The following is a 15,123-nucleotide window of genomic DNA, read 5'->3' as shown; positions in this document are numbered from 1 at the left end:
CGAGAGCGCAAGCGGAGGAAGGACATGAAACGCCTCATCCAACGTGGCCTGATGTTCGGGAACCTGATCGAGGTTTCCTCCCCGGCCCTTGTCGAACGCTACAACCGGGCGCTCAGGCATCTGACCGGCAAGACCACGAAGCTGAACGATTTCCACATCGACCTCTCCGGCTATTCGCCCGAGATCGGGGATGAGCTGGGGGACCACCTCTACCTCAACCCCAACGGGGCGAACCGGCAGTTCATCCTGCTGACCACGGCGCAGAAGGATGCGCCGCTTCTCAACATCAAGTTCTCTACCAGCCGGGGGATCCTGACGCAGTTCATCGAGAAGAACGAGGCGCAGCTCTTTGCCCTGACCGCGCGGGATGCGGTGGCGGGGGAGTTGCAGAACTCGGTCTACGCCTTCGACACTCCCGCCAAGCTGTTCGACATCAGGCAAGTGACGGTCGAGGCGGATACGATTGGCGGGCATGTGGCGGATGCGGGGAAGCTGGCGAAGCTGATCGAGCGGTTCCGGGTTGAGCCGGACGGGTGGCGCGACGATGTGCTGGTGGCGGAGATGATCGGGCTGGCGAAGAAGACGGGCGACGTGACGCGGGTGCCGATCAGCCTTCCGGCAATGACGTTCCAGCAGTCGAACTTCTGGACCAGCCATTTCGGCGGGGTCTACATCTTTCAGGGCGTGCGCTATCCGGCGGCGATCTCGACGCTCGATTGGCGCAGCCTCGGCGAGGTGCCCATCGCGCAGGTCATGGACCTGACCCACCGCAACCAGATCGCCGACTGGCTGGAGCGAAATGGCCTTGTCGAACCCATCGTCCAGGCGCGCGGCGCCGACGCGGCGGCCATCCTGCGGCAGAAGATGGATTTCATCCTGGTCGATGCCGCCGACCGGCTGGGAATCGAGGTGGGCGATGCCCGCCGCACCGAACTCCGCAAGGTGGCCTACAGGCTGGGCACCGCTCTGCCCGAGGAGTTCCTGGGGCTCGCGGCCCTGTTGCGCTGGGTCGAGGCCGGGGGGCCCTGGCCGAAGATCACCTCGGAGCATCCGGCCTATTTCTACACGCTGCGCGGCAAGGGGCCGGACCGAGACCTGGTGAACATGCTTCTGTCGGAACTCTCGCCCATGGACGTGCGGCAGATGTTCATTGTCCACAAGGAGCTGTTCTACGCTCAGTATGCCACCTGGTCCGAGGCCAAGAAGACCTATGTGGCGGATTTCCTGGCGCGGGAGTATCAGGTGGACCGCGAGGGCGCGCGCACCGCGCTGTTCGGGCCGGAGCCGAGCATGGACGAATTGCACCGCCCGCAGATGGCCGAGGGGCCGAGGCCGGTGCGGCCGCCCGTGGTGGGGCCCTGGGGCAGAACCGGAGGGCAGCGATGATCGGTTTCCTGCGTGCTATCCTGATCTGGGCCGTGGTCGGGGCGGTGGCCTATTTCATCCTGCGGACCTATGCGCGTTCATTGCGGCGCGAGGCGCTGGAAAAGGAATGGGATGCCTCTCCGCAGGGCGACGATGCGGCGCGCAAGGCGTTCATCGAAAAGGGCATGGCCGATTACGAAGGCAGCCTGCGCAACCGCCTTCTGGTCATCATCTTCGTCCTGCCTTTTATCGTGATCGCCCTTCTTCTATATCTGATGAACTACGCATGAGGCCGCGATGCGATATGTGAAATGGGCCTTCTGGTCCACACTTGCCCTGGTCGTGGGGTTGTTCCTGCACTACACGCTGCCACAGCATGATGTGGTGCGCGTCGTCGGAACCTATCAGGAACGCCAGGATCTGAACGACTGGACGCGCATCTTCTGGGCGTCGCCCGACGACCAGTCGGGCACGCTGACGAACCGCGATGTGCAGTTCATCCAGACCATCCAGCCCAACGGCAAGCCGATGGTCTACCGCAACGAGGATACTGGCTGGAACTGGCCGCCCTATTTCAAGTTCGACACCGCCAGCCTGCAGACCGAGGCCGATGACCTGAAATCGACCGCCGAGGCCCCTAAATGGGTGGTGATCACCCATTACGGCTGGCGAAACGAACTGATCTCGATCTTTCCCAATGCAGTGGGCATCCGCCCGGTCGATGGGCCGGATGTGACCATCATCCCATGGTTCAACATCTTTTTCTTCGCGTTCCTGCTGTTCCTGGCCGTGCTGTTCCGCAGGATGTGGCTGCAATTCCGCGAACGGATGGTGGACCCCGCCCTGGCCGAGGTCGGCGAGACGCTGGATGCGGCAAGCGCGCGGGTCGATGCCGCTCGGAAGGAAGCGCGCGGTTTCTTCGGGCGGATCCGGGCCTGGCTGAACACCTGGCGCGCCAGGAAATAGGGCGGCCGGCACTTTGACGCCTGCTGCCTGCGACCGCCTGCTTCCGGCCCAGGATCGTGCCCGCGCTGCCAGAGACGGCATCAGGAATCGGGCGCTTGCCGGACTGCCCCAAGATTTGGCACAGCCGTAGCTGCCGGACCGCCGAAGCAGCCGTAACGAGTGAAACGGGCGACACGGCCTGCACCCGCAGCATCGGCTGCCGGTCGGCAGCGACGACATCGGAGGCATGCCTTGCGGGCCAACGGCCCGGGGCCCCAGGGGTGACGCTATGGCAGGGTGCGCGGCAGGGTTGCAGGCTTTCCGTCCCAGGTGCCGCTGATGCTCCACGCCTCGTCGCGCGTTCGATAAAGATAGACGATCTCGCCCGAGTGATGCCCGCTGACCGAAAGGGTCAGGGTCAGACCGTCCCGGTCCTCGCCGGTGGCGATTTCGACACCCTTCCCGCTGACGGTCAGTTCGGGCCAGAAGCGGCACTCGCGAAACGCATAGTTGGTGCCGGAATAGGTTGCGGTCGCGCTGAGGGTGCCGCCAAGGTCGCATCCCACGGTCAGCGGCTGCATGCCGTCCCAGTTGTTCAGGGCGCTGTTTAGGTAAAGCTCTGTCTCCACGGCCTGGGCGACGGCTACGGGGTCGGCCATCGCGGCCGGGTCGGTCAGTGTCAGGGGCAAATAGTCGCCGATCAGATCCTGTTCGCACTGCTGCTCGTGTGCCACGGGAAGGATACCGTCGATGATCAGATCCTGGACGATGGCATCGGGGCAGGCGATCCCCCGCCCCCAGATCACATGCGGGCCGCCCGACATGAACACCCCATAGGCATTGCGGGCATTGTCCAGAACGGCCCGCGCCATGGAAATCGGCGTGATCGGGTCGGAATCGCTGTTCAGCACCAGGGTCGGATAGTCGCCGCCGGCAAAGGGTGGCGGACGCACCGACGGGCCCTGATGTGGCCAGTAGGCACAGGCAAGGCGCTCCATGAAGAATGACCGGATCAGCCGCGGCGCGCTGGGCGCGAAATCTGCCGCCTCGGCCATGATGGCGTCGGCACGTTCGTCCGGGGTCTTGCCGGGACCGCTGTCGTAATCGGTGCAGGTGATGGCGTAGAACGCAGCCGAATACCATCCCGCATCCGCGATCCCGGTCTCGGTTTCGGGATCGACGTACATGCTGGCATAGCCCAGGTGCAGCAGCGGCACCGGATTGCCGCGCCCCATGGCCGCAAGGGCGCGCAGAAAGTCGGCCCGGCCCCTGGGCGAATAGAGGGCATAGAAGGCGCTGGCTTCGAAGATGCCCGAAGTGATCCGCCGATCCTCGACCCGCCCGTCGGCCCGGACGAACCGCACGGGGATCGGGCCCTTGGCCAGCCGCGCGGCGATGCTGTCATAGACCTCTGCCGCAGTGTTGCCCATCTCGCCGCGCATGTCCTCGGCGCATTCGGCGATGCGGTCACAAGCAGCCAGGGTTCGCGCCAGGATCGTCTCGGCCGCCAGCGTGTAGTTGCGGTAGAAGCCGCGGGCATCAAGGTTCAGGTCCACGACCCCGTCCAGAACGACACCGCGCACGGCATCGGGAAACTGCGCGGCATAGGCCTGGACGAATTGCGTTCCATAGCTTTCGCCGTAAAGCCAGACCTTCGGTGCCCCGATCTTCTGGCGAAAGGCCTCGCTGTCGCGGATGGCCTGGTCGGAACTGACGAAGGGCAGCAGGTCGTCGCGTCCGATTTCCCGGGTGCAATCGGCAACATAGGTGCGTGCAGCCGCCATGGCGCCCTCAGGATCTCTGACCGAGACGGGGGCTGCATCGTAGATCGCCTGGGCGACCGGACAGGAAAGTCCGTGATCGGGGCCCGTGCCGCGCTGGTCGACAAAGACGACGTCCATGTATTGCGTCAGGTCGGCGTCGAAGGACGCAAGGTAGCTTTCTGCCGAGGCCAACCCCGACGCGCCCGGCCCGCCGACGAAATAGAACAGGATTCCGCGGCTTTCGATACTGGCGAAGGACAGGGCAAAGGTGATGTCGATGGTGCGCGCACCGTCGTTCGCCATGTGGTCCAGCGGCAGCGTCAGCGTCGTGCAGGACAGGGTGGACATCTCGCAGGGGAAAAGCTCCAGCCCCGCGGTCGCTTCGAACAGCGAGACCTCGGCCACAGCCGGGTTGGCGAAAAGGGCTGCGGCAAGGGCGAGGCGGCGCATGGGAACCTGTCAGAGGGCAAGTGCGGCAAGGCGGTCGTAATGCGGCATCGCCTGATCGGCGAGGCGTCGGAAGGCGGCGGGCAGGTCGGGCAGGGCGCCCTCGGGCGGCTCGAACCCGGTCGAGCGGTGGACCGCGCCATACCAGTGCGGGGCCCAGACACCGTCCTGCGGCTTGGGTCCGGCGGGCCACGACAGCATGGCCGGGTCGAAGGGCAGGTCCAGTGCAGCGCACAGCCGTGTCAGCGCCGCGCGCGGGTCGGCGCGGATTGCCTCGGCGCTGATCACGGGCGGGGCGGTTCCGGTCAGGTCGGCCACAAGGTCGAACAGTTCGGCCTGCTGGACAACGCCCAGATCAGCCAGCATCGGCGCCTCGCGCTTGCGGGCATAGCTGGCGATGACCTGGGCAGGGTGGCGGATCAGGAAGGCATTGGTCAGCTTCTTCAGGAAGCCGCGATCGAAGGTCGGGATCAGGTGCAGCGTCATGTGCTTCTGATACCAGTGCGGCTTGCCGTCCGGGTTGGGGCCGGTCAGGAACGCGGCCACCCTGGCCGGGTCGGTCGGCTGGCTGGCGATCACTGCATCGCGCATGGGATGGTCGATGCCGGTGGCCGCCAGATAGGCGGCGTAGAAGGGTTCATCCGTCGCCGCGCAGTCGGCCCTTGAAGCGAAGCTATACATCAGCGCGGTCGAAAGGTTCCGCGGGCCTGACCACATGGCAATCTTCATCGGGTGGTCTTCATGGCAGACGTTTGGCGGCTTGCGCATCCAGCGCGGCGTTCAGGGCATCCGGCGCCCAGCGCGCGGCCAGCGCCTCGGCCAGAAGCGCCGCCTGCGATTTGGGCGCCAGCCCGCCGAGGGGCGGGTCGCGGTCGAGGTTGGTGGGAAAGCTGTAGCCTTCGGCGCAGGCGGCGATGGCATTGGCGATCTGCGCCGCAGTCATGCTGCCTTCGGCCTGTGCGGCCAGCAACACGGGATAGAGGGCCTTGCACATTGCCGTCCGGTCGATCGCTTCCATCGCCCTGCCATAGGCAGAGGAAACCTGGAAGAGGTTCACCATCCGCTTGACATCCGCCGTCCGGTTGCTGCCTGCGGCGTGGAACAAAGCCGGAGAGAAGAACAGCATGTCGCCCTTCCTCAGCGGCAGCTGCACGGCATGGGCGTCGAAATAGGCGCGGAACCCTGGCTGAGAGGTCGCCAGGTAGCCCGGCGCATATTTTTGGCTGTGCGGCAGCAGCAGCGTCGGCCCGGCCTCGATCGGCGCGTCCACATGGGCGATGGCGCCTTGCAGGGTCAGCATGGGGCTGAAACGGTGGACATGGGCCGGATAGGCCGCCACCGCCGCGGCAGTCTGGAAGCCCAGATGATAGTCACGGTGTGGCGACTGCGCCGCGCCGCCGGGGTTCACCACATTGAGTTGGGCAGTCATCTGGTAGAACGGGCCCAGCCAGGCCCGGCTGACCAGGGCCAGGAAGGGGTTGGCGTAGTAACGCGCGAAATTCGCCGGGTCGGCCAGACAGTGCTTTTCCAGGCTGTTCCAGATCCGGTCGTTGGCGCCGGGCTTGGCAAAATGGTCGCCGCCGCCTGTGCCATCGCGGTTCTGCCGGTCGATGAGGCCGCGGAACAGGTCGGATGCCGCATCCAGCATCGCATGATCAGGCTCTGCCCCTGAAAGCACGATCACTCCGGGACCGTTCGCCAGGGCCTCGGCCCATTCGGCAGCCAGTTGCCGGGCAAGGGCGGGGTCCACGATCCGGGGCAGAAGGGCGGGGCAGTCGTAGATCAGCACATCCTTTTCCACTGCCGCAGCCAGCGGCCAGTCGGCCTTGTCCGTGCCGACCGCGCAAAGGGCGGCAAGGTCGGCCACATCGCAATCCTCGGCCCGGAAATAGACCTTCCGTTCCAGAAGCCGTGCCCGATCTGTCACTTGCATGTCATCCCCCCCCTCATGCGCCGACCAGCGCCTTGTAAAGCCCGCGGATGCGTTCGGTCACCGGGCCCATCTGCCCCGTGCCGATGACCCGGCCATCGATCATGCCCACCGGTGTCTGCGCGCCGAAGGTGCCGGTCAGGAAGGCCTCGTCCGCGCTGTAGGTCTCGACCAGACTGAAGTTCCGTTCCCGCGCCACGATCCCGTTGGCGCGGGCCAGGTCCAGCACCTTCTGTCGCGTGATGCCGTTCATGCAGTAGTCGCCGGTCGAGGTCCAAAGCTCGCCCTTGCGCACGATGAAGAAGTTGCAGGCGTTGGTGGTGTTCACGAAACCATGCACGTCCAGCATGAGGGCCTCGTCCGCGCCGGCCTTCTGGGCGGCGATGCAGGCAAGGATGCAGTTCAGCTTGGAATGGCTGTTCAGCTTCGGATCCTGGGTCATCGGCAGGCCGCGCAGATGCGGCACGGTGGCAAGGGTGATGGGGCGCGGCAGTTTCGGCCGGGAATGTTCCATGATGATCACCATGGTCGGCCCCTGCTGCGAAAGGCGAGGGTGCTGGAAGGGGCGGGTCTTTACCCCGCGCGTCACCATCAGGCGGCAATGCGCGTCGGTCACCATGCCGTTTGCGGCTTGCGTCTCCAGCACTGCGTCGATCACTTGCTGCTTCGTGCGGCCGATGTCCAGGTCGATGGACCTGGCTGCCTCGAACAGACGGTCCACATGTTCGTCGATGAAGGCCCAGCGGTTGTTGTAGAGCCGGATACCCTCCCACACCCCGTCGCCCAGCATGAAGCCGGAATCGTAGACGCTGACCACCGCCTGCGCCTTTGGCTTCAACGCACCATCCACCCAGATCAGGATGCTTTCGTTCCGGGTATCCTCTTCCGCCTGGTGGGTCGAGACATGGTCGGTCATGACGGCTGGCCTTTCGTTCTGGCGGCCACGCTAGGGGCAGGGTTGGCGCGAGGCAACAGGCAGTTGAGGGGCCGGAGGCTGATGGCCAGCGGGATCAGCCGTCGTGCAGCGTATGCAGCCAGGGCAGGGCGCGTGTCGTCAGAAGATCAAGTGCAAGGGCCAGCCGGGCAGGGTCGTCCAGCACATCGACAAAGGCCAGCGTGCCGGGATCGTGCGGATGATCCGCGGCGAAATGCCATAGCGTCAGGTCTTCGTCCTCGGGCCAGTCGGGATGGTCGGGCGGGCTGCCGGCGGGGGTAAGGAACCGCAGCACGATCTGCGCCTCCCAGCCATAGCGGTTGCGCTGCACATGGACGGCCGACCGGCCATGCGGCGAGATCCTGGTGAAGGTCGTGCCCTTCAGCGCATAACCCAGCGGCGAGAGCCTGTCGCCAAGCGCTGTCAGGATCGCGGCGAAGGCTGCTTCACGGCGTTCCGGGAACGCCGGGTCATGCGCGGCGGTGTGCTTGCGGGCGGCGAGGTCTTCGTCCTGCATTTTTGAAGCCTAGCCCTCTGTAGCCGCGGGCGCAATGGAGCGGTCCCAGCCGATACCAGCGCGTTCCGCGCGGGGCCGGTGTCGTTCCCCTGCGCGCCGGGGGCGCGCAACCGGGCCGGGCATCGGGGGCGGTTCGCCCCCCGAACCCCCTGACAGTATTTGCGCAAGGAACAAGTCCATGCCGCAGTCGGGTCATTTGACCCCGCTCGTCCTGGCGATGAAATCGGTCAGGCAGGGCACATGGCACTCTGGCCCCGATCCGCCATGGGCCATGGCCGAAGGGAAGATGTTCTTGGCGGTGCTGACCATGGCAGTGGCAACCGTGGCGACATTGGCCATGCTTTTCGCGTCGTGCAGATCCTTGCAGGCCTTTGTCAGGGCGAAGTGGTCCGCCGCGCGATTGCCTGCCAGCGCGCAACCCACGAAGGTCTGGTAGAAGCCTTAGTCCATCCGGTCGCCGCGGATCACGCTGTCGAATGTGATGGTCAAGATGCCGACCTTGTCGGCCAGCGCCAGCGCCCCGGTATGGATTGCGGCATGGTCGAGCATCAGGAAGCGGTTCAGAAGCCCTTTCCGGTGGCGATCGGCCATGCAGTCGAGCGTGTCGGCCCAGGCATCTTTCCGGCTGCGGCCCGGGGTATCGGCGAAGTGGACGCCGCGCTGCCCAAGTTCGGCGGCGGGCCGTTTGGTGACGGTCGGTCGGAGGTAGGGCAGACCACCCCCAACGTTGCCCGGCTCAGGGTGCAGAGCCATGCGCGCCACGGCCAAGGCCACCCTGGTGCGCGCCCGGCAGCGTCAGGAAGATGATCGTGGACCGGGCGGCAAGGTCTTTGACCGCGGCTTCGGGCGCGTCGCGGCCGATCAGGCTGTGCACCGGGGGGCGGTTGCGATTGCGCTGACGCTCGGGGGATAGGCTTGTTCCACGGTGTCCTTTGCCGCACCGTGGCCCATGAGGCAGGTTCCGATGAACCCGATCTGTTCCCGGGTCATGCGGATCTTCCTTGCCGCGCAAAGGGGGGCCGGCGGCGGCGGGTTGACAATCCTGGCCGGGCAGGGCGCACTGGCGCCCAGACAAGAGGGGGGTCCGAAATGTTCCGCGCACTGGTTCTGGAAAAGGAAGGCGATGTCGCCGTCGCCCATCTGCGAGAGCTGGACGAAAGCGCGCTGCCACCGGGGGATGTCACGGTGGCGGTGGAATACTCGACGCTGAACTACAAGGACGGGCTTGCGCTGTCGCCGAACGGCGGCGGGATCGTCAGGACCTATCCGCATGTGGCTGGCATCGACTTCGCCGGCACGGTCGAGACCTCGGACGATGCCCGCTACAAGCCCGGCGACAAGGTGGTGCTGACCGGCTGGCGGGTGGGTGAGATCCACTGGGGCGGCTATGCGCAGAAAGCGCGGGTCAAGGCGGACTGGCTGGTGCCCCTGCCCGAAGGCCTGAGCACCCGGCAGGCGATGGCGGTGGGGACCGCCGGCTTTACCGCGATGCTTGCGGTGATGGCTCTGGAAGAGCACGGGCTGACACCGGACAAGGGCGAGGTGCTGGTCACGGGGGCGGCCGGGGGCGTGGGGTCCGTTGCCGTCGCGATTCTGGGCCGGCTGGGTTATCAGGTCGCGGCGGTGACGGGCCGGCCTGAGACCGAGGCCTATCTGCGCGATCTGGGCGCGGCGCGGATCGTGCCGCGGGCCGATCTGGCCGAAACGGTGAAGCGTCCGCTGGAAAGCGAGACCTGGGCGGGCTGCATTGATGCCGTGGGCGGCGCGATGCTGGCGCGGGTTCTGGGGCAGATGAAGCATGGCGCCTCGGTCGCGGCGGTGGGCCTGGCCGGCGGGGCCAGCCTGCCTGCCAGTGTGATTCCGTTCCTTTTGCGCGGGGTGAACCTGCTTGGCATCGACAGCGTGACCGTGCCGTATGAACGGCGCGTCAAGGCATGGGGCCGCATCGTCACAGACCTGCCGATGCAGAAGCTGGAGGCGATGGTGAAGCCCGCGACCCTGGCCGATGTGCCTGCACTTGGTGCCGCGATCCTTAAAGGGGGCGTGCAGGGCCGCGTCGTGGTGGACGTGAACGCCTGAGCGGCTGTTGACTCTGCCGCGCCAGCCTCTATAAGCCCAGCCGTCCCGGGGTTGGCCCCGGGGCCAATCATTGGTGTTGGTGGCCCCCGCAAGGGGATGCCTGTCGCCCCGGAGACGGGGAAAGGACAACGCCCTTCACGAACGAAGGAGATCAGCGGTGACGAAACGCACCTCTGCCAAGTACAAGATCGACCGCCGGATGGGCGAAAACATCTGGGGCCGTCCGAAATCGCCGGTGAACAAGCGCGAATACGGCCCCGGCCAGCACGGCCAGCGCCGCAAGAACAAGCTGTCGGACTTCGGCACGCAGCTGCGTGCCAAGCAGAAGCTGAAGGGCTATTACGGCGACCTGACCGAGAAGCAGTTCCGCAAGATCTATACCGAGGCCGAGCGCGTGCGCGGCGACACCGGCGAGATGCTGATCGGCCTCCTGGAGCGTCGCCTGGACGCCGTGGTCTATCGCGCCAAGTTCGTCCCGACCATCTTCGCCGCCCGCCAGTTCGTGAACCACGGCCATGTGCTGGTGAATGGCAAGCGGGTCAACATTGCTTCCTACCGCGTGTCGGAAGGCGACGTGATCGAGGTGCGCCAGAAGTCGAAGCAGATGGCCGCCATCGCCGAGGCCATCGCCCTGACCGAGCGTGACGTGCCCGACTATCTGGAAGTGGACCACAACAAGCTGACCGCCAAGTTCGTGCGGACCCCCGGCCTGGGCGATGTGCCCTATCCGGTGCAGATGGAACCGAACCTGGTCGTCGAATACTACGCGAAGAACTGATCCCTTAGCGGATCGTGACCCGAGGCCGCGCCACCCGGCGCGGCCTTTTCCTTTACGGCGCCTTTCGCGCCCTTCTCTGATCGGGGGGACCCAAGGACCATGACCATCACGACCAAGCACGCCACCATCGACGGGGCACTGGTGATGATCGGCTTCGGCTCGATCGGACGCGGCACGCTGCCGCTGATCGAACGCCACATCGGCTTCGATCGCAGCCGATTCACCGTGATCGAGCCCTCGGCCGACTTCGCGCACATCCTGCGCGACCACGGCATCCGTCACCTTCAGGTGGCCCTGACGCCCGACAACTTCGCCGATGTTCTGCGCAACCTGTTCCCGGAAGGGCGCGGCATGATCGTCAACCTGTCGGTGGACGTGGATTCGATCGAGGTGATGAAGCTCGCCCAGGAGATGGGGGTGCAGTACATCGACACGGTGATCGAACCCTGGCCGGGGTTCTACTTCGGCTCGACCCTGCCGAATGCCGAGCGCACCAACTATCCCCTGCGTGAAAAGGTGCGCGAACTGGGCAAGTCCTATCCGGGCGGGCCGACGGCAGTTTCGTGCTGCGGGGCGAATCCGGGCATGGTCAGCTGGCTGCTGAAAGAGGCACTGTTGCGTCTTGCGGCAGATACCGGCGTACAGGCCAACCCGAAAAACCGCGAGGACTGGGCGCGGCTGATGCGCGACCTCGGGGTCAAGGGCGTCCACATCGCCGAGCGCGACACGCAGGTTGCCGCCCGCCCCAAGCCGCTTGGCGTCTTCGTCAACACCTGGTCGGTGGACGGCCTTCTGTCCGAAGGCTACCAGCCGGCCGAGCTGGGCTGGGGCACGCACGAGAAGAAGCTGCCGCCGAAAGGCCACCGCTTCGACCATGGCCCCGGCCATGCGATCTGGATCGACCGCCCCGGTGCCGATACCCGCGTGCGCAGCTGGTGCCCCGGCGTCGGCCCGCAGTTCGGCTTCGTCATCACCCACAACGAGGCGCTGTCGATCCCGGACTACTATACGGTCTGGGAGGACGGCCGCGCCGCCTATCGCCCGACTTGCCACTACGCCTATCACCCGTGCAACGACGCGATCCTGTCGCTGCACGAGATCAACGGTGCAGGCAAACTCGCCGATGCGCAGCACATCCTGACACCCGAGGAAATCGTTTCGGGTGGCGACGACCTGGGCGTGCTGCTTTACGGCCATGCCAAGGGCGCGATGTGGTATGGTTCACGCCTGACCTGCGAAGAGGCGCGGCGACTTGCCCCCTATCAGAACGCAACCGGCATGCAGGTGACATCAGCGGTGCTGGCGGCGATGGTCTGGGCGGCCGAAAATCCGAACGAAGGCTTTGTCGAGGCTGACGAGATGGATCACGTCCGCTGCCTGGAAGTCCAGCGCCCCTATCTCGGCTCGATCGAGTGCCACTACACCGACTGGACGCCGATTCGGAACCGGATCAACAGCTTTGCCGAGGACCGGGACGACGACGATCCCTGGCAGTTCACCAACTTCCTCGCCGTCTGAGACCGGATCTCGGGTTCCGCCGGGCCATTCCTCCGCCCGGCGGTGCCACCCTCAGCCCAGACGCATGGCCATGTCCAGCATCCGGTTGGAAAAGCCCCATTCGTTGTCATACCAGCCGAAGACCCGCAGCATCCCACCGGGGGTCGCCTTGGTTTCGGGGCAAGCCATGATGACCGATTCGGGCCGCGACCGCAGATCGGTTGACACCAGCGGCCGGTCGGTCCAGCCGATGACGCCGCCGACGGCGCGGAAGGCCGCATTGACCTCATCGACCGTGGGCCGGGCCTCGGTCAGCAGATGAAAATCCACACAGGACACGCTGGCCACCGGCACCCGCACCGCCTGGGCCACGATGCGCCCGGCAAGCTGCGGCAGGACGCGATCCAGAAGCCTTGCCGCACTGGTCGTGGTCGGCACCATCGACAGGGCTGCCGCCCGGCTGCGCGGGTAGTCCGCGGCCGGAGCATCGACCGTCGGCTGGCTGCCGGTATAGCAATGCACGGTGGTCATGCTGCCGGTGACGATCCCCCAGCGGTCGTGGATCAGCCGTGCCAGCGGTGCCAGAGCATTGGTCGTGCAGGACGCATTCGACACGATGCGCTGCCCCGTCAACGCCGTCTCGTTCGCGCCCAGGACCACCGTGACATCCGCCGCCGCCGATGGGCCCGAGATCAGAACCCGACCTGCCCCTGCCACAAGGCCCCGCTCGGCCACTTCCCGGGTTTCGGCGCGGCCGGTGCATTCCATCACCAGGTCGATCCCCGCCAGATCAAGCCGCGACAGGTCGGCCGTACGGTGCAGCGGGATCGACCGCCCGTCTACCACCAGCGCACCGCCTTCCAGCGCAACCTTGCCGCGCCAGGGGCCGAAGACGCTGTCGTATTCGAACAGATAGGCACACATCTCCGGCGCGGCGATGTCGTTGATGCCGGCGATCTCGATTCCCGGCCAGCGGCCGGGATCTTGCAGAAATGCCCGCAGCACCGACCGCCCGATCCGCCCGAAGCCGTTGATGAAGACCCGCATCACCCGCTCTCCCCGCGCTGCTTCGCGCAGTCTCAGCACGGCTTTGCCGTCGCTTCAACAGGTGTTTGATCAAAACTTGTTCCCATCACAATTGCGCGGAAGACGATGTTGCCGGTCGGGTCTCTTGCCAGGCCTTGGGTCGGTCCGGCCCCGCGGCCTGAGGCTGCACTGCCGAGGCCAGACAAGGTGCCACGCGCAGCCGGACAGGAAACCGATCCAGGATGGGGAATACAGCGTGCACCGTGTGATGACCGGCCGCGGCGGCGGCCAATAGGCCTTGCCCCGCACCGAGACGGGCCAGACCACCTCGACCTTGCCGTTCCTCGGGCCCACGTACCAGTCATGCACCTTGCAGGTCGGGTCGCAGTGGCCGGGCACCAGTTTCAGCCTGTCAGCGGCCTTCGGCACCCCGTCCGGGTCGTCGATCACCCCTTGTTCGTCGCTGGACCTGACGTATGCGACATCATCCCGACAGAAGATCACCGGCAGCCCGCTGTCCAACGACTGCGCATTGAGCCCCGCGTCGCAGATCGCCCTGTCGGGCCTTGCATGGCTCATCACGCTGGTCAGGATGAACAGGGCATTGGCCCATTCGCTCTGGTCGATACGGCGCCCCTCCTGGTCGAGGATCCGGCCATAGTCGGCGTCCATGAAGGCACAGGAGCCAGATTGCAGCTCGTTGAAGACCCCGGACCCGCTTTCGAACTGGTAGGATCCTGTGCCGCCGCCGGAAACGAGTTCGGGCTTCAGGCCCGCCGCTTCCAGGGCCGTGACGCACTGTCTGACCTGGGCGATGGCGGCATCAAGCTTTGCCTTTCGATCCTCGTGGCAATCCAGGTGCTGCATCGCACCCTGATAGACCTGAAGTTCGGCAAAGGTCAGGTTCGGCGCGCCTGCCACGGCCTGTGCGATCGCGACGACCGGTTCCGGGGTGCGCACTCAGCAGCGACCCGCCCCACAGTCGATCTCGGCCAGCACATCCAGCCAGGTTCCGTGGCGCGCCGCAGCCATCGAAAGATCGGTGACATTGGACAGGTCATCCACGCAGACCAGCGTTCTGGCGCCAAGTTTTGGCAGTCGCGCCTGTCTGTCGATCTTGGCCAGGTCGCGCCCCTGGTTCGACACCCGAATTTCGTTGATGCCGCCGCGGGCAAAGACATCGGCTTTGCTGACCTTCTGGCAGCAGACACCCACCGCGCCGCCCAGACGCACTTGCAGCATCGCCACGTCCAACGACTTGTGCATCTTGCCATGCACCCGGTGCCGCATCCCGTGCACACGGGCGTAGGCGCCCATCTTGGTGATGTTCCCTTCCTGCGCGTCCATATGCTGGATCAGGAAGGGCGTCTGGATGTCGGCCTTATCCATCCCCGGCAGGGCGGGGATGTCGTAGCCGACCTCCAACCCCTGAAAATCCGCATGTCTGTTCAACGGCCTAGGCCCTGTCTGCATTCACCTTAGCCAGTCGAGGGCTGAGACGGGGAAGACGAAGCCCATGAAGCTGGTCATCGTTTTCTCGCAGCGCAGGGCGATGCGACGGAAGCGTTTGATCCGCTGAAAGAAGTTTTCGACCTTGTGGCGTTCGGCATGAAGTTCGCGGTCGAGGGGTGGCTTGATCGCGCGGGACGGGTTGGCCTGGATATCGGCTTCTGCCCCGAGTTCGGTCGCGATCTTCGCCCGCAAGGTGCCGGAATCCTAGGCCGCATCGGCGATGACCTGTCCCACGCCATCGAGCCCGTCGACCAAGGCGGCGGCCTGTGGGCTGTCGCCGTGCTGGCCAGCCGTCGGGATCAGCCGCACAGGCAGCCCGAGGGCATCGAC

Annotated in this window: 16 protein-coding genes and 1 pseudogene; 7 read left to right on the top strand and 10 right to left on the bottom strand. The window is 65.8% G+C overall.

The window, feature by feature from the left end:
• The first annotated feature begins 24 nt into the window (after positions 1 to 24).
• The 3 genes from EYB42_RS14510 to EYB42_RS14500 are packed head-to-tail and all read left to right on the top strand — an operon-like array spanning position 25 to position 2,331.
• On the top strand, positions 25 to 1,386 hold the full coding sequence (locus tag EYB42_RS14510; protein WP_135450848.1) for a DUF6638 family protein: 1,362 nt from the start codon (positions 25 to 27) through the stop codon (positions 1,384 to 1,386).
• Positions 1,383 to 1,655, top strand: coding sequence for a hypothetical protein (locus EYB42_RS14505; RefSeq protein ID WP_135450847.1), 273 nt, complete (start codon positions 1,383 to 1,385; stop codon positions 1,653 to 1,655). The genes EYB42_RS14510 and EYB42_RS14505 overlap by 4 nt, the downstream gene beginning before the upstream one ends.
• A 7-nt stretch (positions 1,656 to 1,662) precedes the next feature.
• Positions 1,663 to 2,331, top strand: a complete 669-nt coding sequence (locus EYB42_RS14500) for a DUF1523 family protein (protein WP_135450846.1) — start codon at positions 1,663 to 1,665, stop codon at positions 2,329 to 2,331.
• 266 nt (positions 2,332 to 2,597) lie between these two features.
• Here the strand turns inward: EYB42_RS14500 and EYB42_RS14495 are convergent, their stop codons facing one another.
• From EYB42_RS14495 to EYB42_RS14470, 7 genes are all read right to left on the bottom strand, one after another.
• Entirely contained in the window at positions 2,598 to 4,523 is a 1,926-nt protein-coding gene (locus tag EYB42_RS14495) for an alpha/beta fold hydrolase (protein WP_135450845.1), read from the bottom strand.
• 9 nt (positions 4,524 to 4,532) lie between these two features.
• Positions 4,533 to 5,249: a sulfotransferase-like domain-containing protein gene (locus EYB42_RS14490; RefSeq protein ID WP_135450844.1), complete on the bottom strand. Its 717-nt coding sequence runs from the start codon at positions 5,247 to 5,249 to the stop codon at positions 4,533 to 4,535.
• 10 nt (positions 5,250 to 5,259) lie between these two features.
• Positions 5,260 to 6,453: a phytanoyl-CoA dioxygenase family protein gene (locus EYB42_RS14485; protein ID WP_135450843.1), complete on the bottom strand. Its 1,194-nt coding sequence runs from the start codon at positions 6,451 to 6,453 to the stop codon at positions 5,260 to 5,262.
• A 13-nt stretch (positions 6,454 to 6,466) separates the two neighbouring features.
• Positions 6,467 to 7,366 carry a D-amino acid aminotransferase gene (locus EYB42_RS14480; RefSeq protein ID WP_135450842.1) on the bottom strand — a complete coding sequence of 300 codons (900 nt, stop codon included), beginning with the start codon at positions 7,364 to 7,366 and terminating at the stop codon, positions 6,467 to 6,469.
• A 94-nt stretch (positions 7,367 to 7,460) separates the two neighbouring features.
• The gene (locus tag EYB42_RS14475; protein WP_135450841.1) at positions 7,461 to 7,901 is read right to left on the bottom strand and encodes a hypothetical protein; all 441 of its coding nucleotides are present in this window, start codon (positions 7,899 to 7,901) and stop codon (positions 7,461 to 7,463) included.
• A 192-nt stretch (positions 7,902 to 8,093) separates the two neighbouring features.
• Positions 8,094 to 8,324: a hypothetical protein gene (locus EYB42_RS17420; protein WP_167851036.1), complete on the bottom strand. Its 231-nt coding sequence runs from the start codon at positions 8,322 to 8,324 to the stop codon at positions 8,094 to 8,096.
• An 18-nt stretch (positions 8,325 to 8,342) separates the two neighbouring features.
• Positions 8,343 to 8,654, bottom strand: coding sequence for a hypothetical protein (locus EYB42_RS14470; RefSeq protein WP_135450840.1), 312 nt, complete (start codon positions 8,652 to 8,654; stop codon positions 8,343 to 8,345).
• Here EYB42_RS14470 and EYB42_RS17415 point away from each other — a divergent pair.
• The 4 genes from EYB42_RS17415 (at position 8,653) to EYB42_RS14455 (ending at position 12,276) form a co-directional block, all read left to right on the top strand.
• Complete coding sequence (locus tag EYB42_RS17415) at positions 8,653 to 8,814, top strand: hypothetical protein (protein WP_167851035.1); 162 nt, start codon at positions 8,653 to 8,655, stop codon at positions 8,812 to 8,814. The genes EYB42_RS14470 and EYB42_RS17415 overlap by 2 nt on opposite strands.
• Before the next feature lie 176 nt (positions 8,815 to 8,990).
• A complete protein-coding gene (locus EYB42_RS14465) occupies positions 8,991 to 9,980 on the top strand; it encodes an MDR family oxidoreductase (protein WP_135450839.1) in 990 nt (329 codons plus the stop codon).
• A gap of 157 nt (positions 9,981 to 10,137) precedes the next feature.
• Positions 10,138 to 10,758, top strand: coding sequence for a 30S ribosomal protein S4 (gene rpsD, locus EYB42_RS14460; RefSeq protein ID WP_135450838.1), 621 nt, complete (start codon positions 10,138 to 10,140; stop codon positions 10,756 to 10,758).
• Positions 10,759 to 10,857: 99 nt separating this feature from the next.
• Entirely contained in the window at positions 10,858 to 12,276 is a 1,419-nt protein-coding gene (locus EYB42_RS14455) for a homospermidine synthase (protein WP_135450837.1), read from the top strand.
• Positions 12,277 to 12,327: 51 nt separating this feature from the next.
• Here the strand turns inward: EYB42_RS14455 and EYB42_RS14450 are convergent, their stop codons facing one another.
• From EYB42_RS14450 to EYB42_RS14440, 3 genes and pseudogenes are all read right to left on the bottom strand, one after another.
• Positions 12,328 to 13,302 carry a type I glyceraldehyde-3-phosphate dehydrogenase gene (locus EYB42_RS14450; protein ID WP_135450899.1) on the bottom strand — a complete coding sequence of 325 codons (975 nt, stop codon included), beginning with the start codon at positions 13,300 to 13,302 and terminating at the stop codon, positions 12,328 to 12,330.
• A gap of 270 nt (positions 13,303 to 13,572) precedes the next feature.
• Positions 13,573 to 14,754, bottom strand: a pseudogene (locus EYB42_RS14445) (DSD1 family PLP-dependent enzyme); the annotation flags it as partial.
• On the bottom strand, positions 14,755 to 14,985 hold the full coding sequence (locus EYB42_RS14440; RefSeq protein WP_135450836.1) for a transposase: 231 nt from the start codon (positions 14,983 to 14,985) through the stop codon (positions 14,755 to 14,757).
• Between the last annotated feature and the right edge of the window lie 138 nt (positions 14,986 to 15,123).

Origin of the sequence: Tabrizicola caldifontis (assembly GCF_004762095.1) — a bacterium.
Classification (GTDB): Bacteria; Pseudomonadota; Alphaproteobacteria; order Rhodobacterales; family Rhodobacteraceae; genus Tabrizicola; species Tabrizicola caldifontis.
Note: the sequence above shows the minus strand (reverse complement) of the source record. Positions and strands in the feature narration are given on the sequence as shown.

Bases quoted from the DNA above. Each gene is read 5' to 3' on its own strand.
- EYB42_RS14510 (WP_135450848.1), top strand. From the start codon at position 25: ATGAAACGCCTCATCCAACGTGGCCTGATGTTCGGGAACCTGATCGAG.
- EYB42_RS14505 (WP_135450847.1), top strand. From the start codon at position 1,383: ATGATCGGTTTCCTGCGTGCTATCCTGATCTGGGCCGTGGTCGGGGCG.
- EYB42_RS14500 (WP_135450846.1), top strand. From the start codon at position 1,663: ATGCGATATGTGAAATGGGCCTTCTGGTCCACACTTGCCCTGGTCGTG.
- EYB42_RS14495 (WP_135450845.1), bottom strand. From the start codon at position 4,523: ATGCGCCGCCTCGCCCTTGCCGCAGCCCTTTTCGCCAACCCGGCTGTG.
- EYB42_RS14490 (WP_135450844.1), bottom strand. From the start codon at position 5,249: ATGAAGATTGCCATGTGGTCAGGCCCGCGGAACCTTTCGACCGCGCTG.
- EYB42_RS14485 (WP_135450843.1), bottom strand. From the start codon at position 6,453: ATGCAAGTGACAGATCGGGCACGGCTTCTGGAACGGAAGGTCTATTTC.
- EYB42_RS14480 (WP_135450842.1), bottom strand. From the start codon at position 7,366: ATGACCGACCATGTCTCGACCCACCAGGCGGAAGAGGATACCCGGAAC.
- EYB42_RS14475 (WP_135450841.1), bottom strand. From the start codon at position 7,901: ATGCAGGACGAAGACCTCGCCGCCCGCAAGCACACCGCCGCGCATGAC.
- EYB42_RS17415 (WP_167851035.1), top strand. From the start codon at position 8,653: ATGCGCGCCACGGCCAAGGCCACCCTGGTGCGCGCCCGGCAGCGTCAG.
- EYB42_RS14470 (WP_135450840.1), bottom strand. From the start codon at position 8,654: ATGGCTCTGCACCCTGAGCCGGGCAACGTTGGGGGTGGTCTGCCCTAC.
- EYB42_RS14465 (WP_135450839.1), top strand. From the start codon at position 8,991: ATGTTCCGCGCACTGGTTCTGGAAAAGGAAGGCGATGTCGCCGTCGCC.
- EYB42_RS14455 (WP_135450837.1), top strand. From the start codon at position 10,858: ATGACCATCACGACCAAGCACGCCACCATCGACGGGGCACTGGTGATG.
- EYB42_RS14450 (WP_135450899.1), bottom strand. From the start codon at position 13,302: ATGCGGGTCTTCATCAACGGCTTCGGGCGGATCGGGCGGTCGGTGCTG.